6 protein-coding genes are annotated in these 5,492 nt (G+C 70.9%); 3 read left to right on the forward strand and 3 right to left on the reverse strand.

Going from position 1 to position 5,492, the window contains the following annotated elements; genetic code table 11:
- Window positions 1-46: 46 nt before the first annotated feature.
- Window positions 47-484 (reverse strand): Fur family transcriptional regulator, encoded by a 438-nt coding sequence (locus G6020_RS01580; RefSeq protein WP_182609447.1) that lies wholly within the window; start codon window positions 482-484, stop codon window positions 47-49.
- Window positions 485-487: 3 nt separating this feature from the next.
- The gene (locus G6020_RS01585) at window positions 488-859 is read right to left on the reverse strand and encodes a metalloregulator ArsR/SmtB family transcription factor (RefSeq protein ID WP_179524973.1); all 372 of its coding nucleotides are present in this window, start codon (window positions 857-859) and stop codon (window positions 488-490) included.
- A gap of 180 nt (window positions 860-1,039) precedes the next feature.
- Between G6020_RS01585 and G6020_RS01590 the strand changes: the two genes are divergently transcribed.
- The 3 genes from G6020_RS01590 to G6020_RS01600 all read left to right on the forward strand — a co-directional run bounded on the left by G6020_RS01590 (window position 1,040) and on the right by G6020_RS01600 (window position 4,431).
- Window positions 1,040-2,428: a glycine--tRNA ligase gene (locus tag G6020_RS01590; protein ID WP_179524974.1), complete on the forward strand. Its 1,389-nt coding sequence runs from the start codon at window positions 1,040-1,042 to the stop codon at window positions 2,426-2,428.
- Between the two features lie 53 nt (window positions 2,429-2,481).
- Window positions 2,482-3,099: a YdcF family protein gene (locus tag G6020_RS01595; RefSeq protein WP_179526206.1), complete on the forward strand. Its 618-nt coding sequence runs from the start codon at window positions 2,482-2,484 to the stop codon at window positions 3,097-3,099.
- Between the two features lie 69 nt (window positions 3,100-3,168).
- Window positions 3,169-4,431 carry a deoxyguanosinetriphosphate triphosphohydrolase gene (locus tag G6020_RS01600; RefSeq protein ID WP_182609448.1) on the forward strand — a complete coding sequence of 421 codons (1,263 nt, stop codon included), beginning with the start codon at window positions 3,169-3,171 and terminating at the stop codon, window positions 4,429-4,431.
- Between the two features lie 13 nt (window positions 4,432-4,444).
- Here G6020_RS01600 and G6020_RS01605 read toward each other — a convergent pair.
- Window positions 4,445-5,492, reverse strand: a 1,048-nt coding sequence (locus G6020_RS01605) for a serine hydrolase (RefSeq protein WP_182609449.1), incomplete at its 5' end; no start/stop codon positions are given.

Below are 5,492 nucleotides of genomic sequence, written 5' to 3' on the forward strand. Positions count from 1 at the left end.
CGCGGTGACGAGACGAGCGGCGGCGGATCCGCCGGCGTACCCCGAGTCAGTCCGCCCGGCCCGTCGGCTCGCCCCTCCCCGCCGCGACGCACGCCGCGCAGACGCCGAACAACTCGACGGTGTGGGTCACCTCGGTGAAGCCGTGGGCCCCGCCGGCACGGTGTGCCCACGTCTCGACCCCCGGCTCCTCGACCTCCACCGTGAACCCGCACACCCGACACACCAGGTGATGATGGTGCGAATCGGAGCACTTCCGGAAGATCAACTCCCCGGAGTCGGTGCGCAGCACGTCCACCGCACCCGCGTCGGACATCGACTGCAGGGTCCGGTAGACGGTGGTCAGCCCGATCGCGTCCCCGCGCTCGCGGAGTTCGGCGTGGAGGTCCTGGGCCGAACGGAACCCCTTGGACTCGTCGAGCAGCGCGGAGATGGCACTGCGTTGACGGGTCGAACGCACGCCGATCGACTTGTCCGGTGTGTCCACGTCCTACTCCTCCCCGGCGTGCCCGACGGCCGCCTCGACGATGTGCAACAGATGGTCGTCGAGCAACTCGTAGCGGATCTCGCGTCCCCGGCGGTGGGCGGAGACGACGTTGGACGACTTGAGCACCCGCAGATGCTGGCTCACCAGCGGCTGCGCGACCTCCAGGGCGTCCACCAGCTCGTGGACGCAGCGCGGCCCCTCGCGGAGCTGCAGCACTATCGCGATCCGCAGCGGAGCCGAGAGCGCACGGAGCAACTCGCCGGCGGCCGAGACCACGTGCTGCGGTGGCAGCGGCACGGGGGCGGCGTGGGAGCCGGGATCGTGGATCTCCGCGGCAGACCCGGCGTCGGCCGGGGACTCGGGTCCGGATGCCATTAGTTGCAACCTTCCGGGCGCGGTGGGGACCTGCGCCGTGTCGGGTGGGGGACCCCAGTATCCCAGACCGCCGGGGTGGACCGGATACCCTGGTGAGAAGTGCCGCGGGCGCCGGCCCGCGCCGAGGCCGTCCACCCCGACACCTCCGCCAACCGACTCACCAAAGGGAGAACCCCCGACGTGGCATCCTCAGCGTCCGTCATCGACACAGTCGTCAACCTCTGCAAGCGCCGGGGACTGGTGTACCAGTGTGGCGAGATCTACGGCGGAACCCGTTCGGCGTGGGACTACGGTCCGCTCGGCGTGGAGCTCAAGGACAACATCAAGAAGCAGTGGTGGCGGAACTTCGTCACCGGCCGCGAGGACGTCGTGGGCCTAGATTCCTCGATCATCCTGCCCCGCAAGGTGTGGGAGGCCTCCGGCCACGTCGACACCTTCACCGACCCGCTGGTGGAGTCCCTCCACACGCACAAGCGCTACCGCGCCGACCACCTCATCGAGGCCTACGTCGCCAAGCACGGGCGCGAGCCGGCCAACGGACTGGCGGACATCAACGACCCCGTCACGGGCCAGCCCGGCTCGTGGACCGAGCCGCAGTTGTTCTCCGGCCTGATGAAGACCTACCTCGGCCCGGTCGACGACAAGGAGGGCCTGCACTACCTCCGGCCCGAGACCGCCCAGGGCATCTTCGTCAACTACAAGAACGTCATGACCACCGCCCGGCGTAAGCCGCCGTTCGGGATCGGCCAGATCGGCAAGGCGTTCCGCAACGAGATCACCCCCGGCAACTTCATCTTCCGGACCCGTGAGTTCGAGCAGATGGAGATCGAGTTCTTCACCAAGCCCGACGAGGCCGACGAGTGGTTCAAGCGGTGGGTCGAGGACTGCTGGGACTGGTTCGTGGACCTGGGGATCGACCCGGAGAACATGCGCCGCTTCGACGTCCCGGACGACGAGCGTGCCCACTACTCGGCCGGCACGATCGACTTCGAGTACAAGTTCGGTTTCTCCGGCAACCCCTGGGGCGAGCTGATGGGCGTGGCCAACCGCACGGATTACGACCTCACCCAGCACCAGACCCACTCCGGCGAGGACCTGCAGTACCGCGACCAGGCCTCGGGCGAGAAGTACGTGCCCTATGTCATCGAGCCGAGCTTCGGCCTGACGCGGTCGCTCATGGCGTTCCTCATCGACGCCTACACCGAGGACGAGGCCCCCAACTCCAAGGGCGGCGTCGACACCCGGACCGTGCTCAAGCTCGACCGGCGTCTCTCGCCGTTCAAGGCAGCCGTGCTGCCGCTCTCGCGGAACGCCGACCTCTCGCCCAAGGCACGGGACCTGGCCGCGCAGCTGCGCAAGAGCTGGAACGTGGACTTCGACGACGCGCAGGCCATCGGCCGCCGCTACCGCCGCCATGACGAGATCGGCACCCCGTTCTGCATCACCGTGGACTTCGACACCCTCGAGGACCAGGCCGTGACCATCCGTGAGCGGGACACCATGCAGCAGGAGCGGGTGGCCATCGACCAGGTCGAGGGGTACCTCGCGCAGCGGCTCATCGGCTGCTGACCCGGCGCTGGCACACTGGTCGGGTGAACAGATCCCGGTCCCCGCTGCGGGCGGTGTCCAGGGCCATCGGATGGCTCCTGGTCATCGCGCTGTTGCTGTGTCTCGCCGTCCCCGGTTTCATCGCGTTCCGTGTGTGGCACGTCGCGCGGGTGGACGACCGCACGCCGGCGGACGCGATCGTCGTCCTGGGCGCGGCCCAGTACGACGGCGTCCCGACCCCGGTGTTCCAGTCCCGACTCGACCACGCCGCCACCCTCTACGAGGAGGGCGTCGCCCCCCAGATCATCACGGTCGGTGGGAACCAGCCGGGTGACCGGTTCACCGAGGCCGGTGCGGGTCGCGCCTATCTGGCCACGCTGGGGGTGCCGCCCACCGCGATCCTGGCGGTCGAGACCGGGTCCAACACCGTCGGCAGTCTGGACGCCGTGGCCCTGACCGTGCGTGACCAGGGCGGTGGTTCCGTGGTGCTGGTCAGCGACCCCACGCACTCATATCGGGCGCGGATGATGGCCCGGGACGCCGGACTGGACGCGTGGACGTCGCCGACCCGACAGGGTCCCGCAGTCTGGACCCGGGAGAACCAGGTCCTGAGCATCATCCGCGAGACCGGAGCGGTGCTCTGGTACCAGTACCACCGGATCGCCGGGACGGACGTGGACTTCCCCGGCTGATCGGTGGACACGACGTTCACGACCGGACAGGGACGACGACGGGGCACACTCGCCCGACAGGAGACGCGCATGACGGGTTACGCGTACGACGCCGCAGACGCCGAGCGCCGGGTGGGTGAGGGGCCCGCCCGGGCGCGGGGGACGGCCAGTGAGCGCAGCCCGTTCGAGAGGGATCGCGCGCGGGTCCTGCACTCGGCGGCTCTGCGACGGCTCGCCGACAAGACGCAGGTGGTCGGGCCCGGGGACGGTGACACGCCGCGGACCCGCCTCACCCATTCCCTCGAGGTCGCGCAGATCTCCCGCAGCATCGCCGCCGGCCTCGGCTGCGACCCCGACCTCGCCGACCTGGCTGGGTTGAGCCACGACATCGGACACCCGCCCTACGGGCACAACGGTGAGCGCGCCCTCGACGAGGTCGCGAGAGGGTTCGGGGGATACGAGGGCAACGCCCAGACGATCAGGATCCTCACGCGGCTGGAACCCAAGGTCGTCGACGCCGACGGGCGCGGGGTCGGACTGGACCTCACCCGCGCCGCGTTGGACGCGGCCACCAAGTACCCGTGGCTGCCGCGGGAGGGCACCAGGAAGTTCGGCGCCTATCCCGACGACGCGGACACCCTCGCCTGGATCCGCGTGGGGGCACCCGGGGACACCCGGTGCCTGGAGGCGCAGATCATGGACTTCTCCGATGACGTGGCCTATTCGGTCCACGACGTGGAGGACGCGATCGTGGCGGGCAGGCTGGACCTGCGGTCGTTGACCGACCCGTCGGAGGTCGCGGCGCTGGCCGAGCTGGGCGCACGCGAGTTCCGGGGGCCCGACGCCGACCAGCTGCGCGAGGCGGCCGGGCGGCTCGGCGCGCTCGACGCGGTCCGCGCCGTCCAGCCGTTCGAGGAGTCCTTCGCGGGAGCGGTCGCCCTCAAGGCGCTGACCAGCGAGCTGGTCGGGCGGTTCGTCATGCCCGCCATCCACACCACCCGCGAGGTGCACGGTGAGATGCCGCACGGGCGGTACAGCGCCGACCTCGAGGTGCCGCTGCACGTGGAGGCCGAGGTGGTGATGCTCAAGACCATGGCCGTGCGGTACGTGATGAGCGACCCGGGGCACCGGGCCCGGCAGGATCGTCAACGCGACCGTATCCACCGGGTGGCCGAGTACCTGGCGCACTCGGCGCCGGCCGGACTCGACGCGGTACTGCGCCCGCTGTGGGACGCGGCCCCGGACGACGCGGCCCGGATGCGCGTGATCGTGGACCAGGTGGCCCTCTACACCGAGAGCCGCCTCGAGCGGATCGACCGGGCGAGCGCCGGCATCCAGGCGGCCTGGGGCTGAGCAGTAAGCCGGCTCAACCCACGGCCCGGGTGAGGTCGCCGACCAGGTCCTCGATGCCGAGCGCGCCGATGGACCCACCGGGGGAGAACCCGGTCCGCACCACCACGAGATCGGCCGACGGGACCACCACGATGTACTGCCCGTCGTGCCCCGAGGCCCAGTAGGCGTCCGCGGGAATCCCGGGAAGACGCAGCGGGGTGCCGTCACCGGCGTCGTTGGTCCACCACTGCGCGCCGTAGGGCTCGGGCTCACCGCCGGCCGGGACGACGCTCGTCGCGTAGTCCATCCATCCGGCGGGGAGCAGGCGGCGACCGTCCACCTCGCCGTCATCCAGCGTGAACTGCCCGAACCGCGCCCAGTCCCGCGGCGTGGCCCACAAATACGAGCTGCACACCGACCGGCCGGAGGCGTCGGCCTCGAGTACCGCGCTGGTCATCCCGAGCGGGTCGAACAGCAGCCGATCGGCCATCTCGGGCCCGAGGCCGGTGCGCTCGTGCAGCAGGTCGCACACGATGTTGGTGGTGCCCGACGAGTACTGACGGACGGTCCCGGGCTCGTGGGCGAGCGGTTGGGCGGCGGCGAACGCGGCCATGTCCGGCTCGGCGAACAGCATCTGCGTGATGGGGGTGCCGAGGTCGTAGTCCTCGTCCCACTCCAGCCCGGAGGTCATGCGCAGCAGGTCGTCGAGGGAGATCTGCGCCCGCTCGTCGGTCCACTCGGGGCGCAGGTTCGTGTCCGCCGGGTCGAGGTCGGCCTCCGGGAACTCCTGCTGCGCGCGCCCGACCAGGGTGGCCGCCACGCTCTTGGCCATGGACCACCCGAGCTGCCGGGTGTCCGGACCGAAGCCGTCGGCGTACCACTCGTCGAGGATCTCACCGCGGTGGACCGCGACGAGGCCGCGCGTGCCCTCCTGGCCGGCGGCCCGGTCGAGTGCCGCACCGACCTCGGCCGGTACGTCGGTGGCCTGCGGCAGGCCGATGCCCTCGGGGCGGTCCTCCTGGGACCCGACGAGGGAGGTGTGCTCGGAGCCCGCCGCGCGGCCCTCGCCCACCGCGCACCCG

Source organism: Dietzia sp. B19 (genome assembly GCF_014145155.1).
GTDB lineage: Bacteria > Actinomycetota > Actinomycetes > Mycobacteriales > Mycobacteriaceae > Dietzia > Dietzia natronolimnaea.

Excerpts from the sequence above, each read along its gene's own strand:
- G6020_RS01585 (WP_179524973.1), bottom strand. The coding sequence starts at position 859 with ATGGCATCCGGACCCGAGTCCCCGGCCGACGCCGGGTCTGCCGCGGAG.
- G6020_RS01600 (WP_182609448.1), top strand. The coding sequence starts at position 3,169 with ATGACGGGTTACGCGTACGACGCCGCAGACGCCGAGCGCCGGGTGGGT.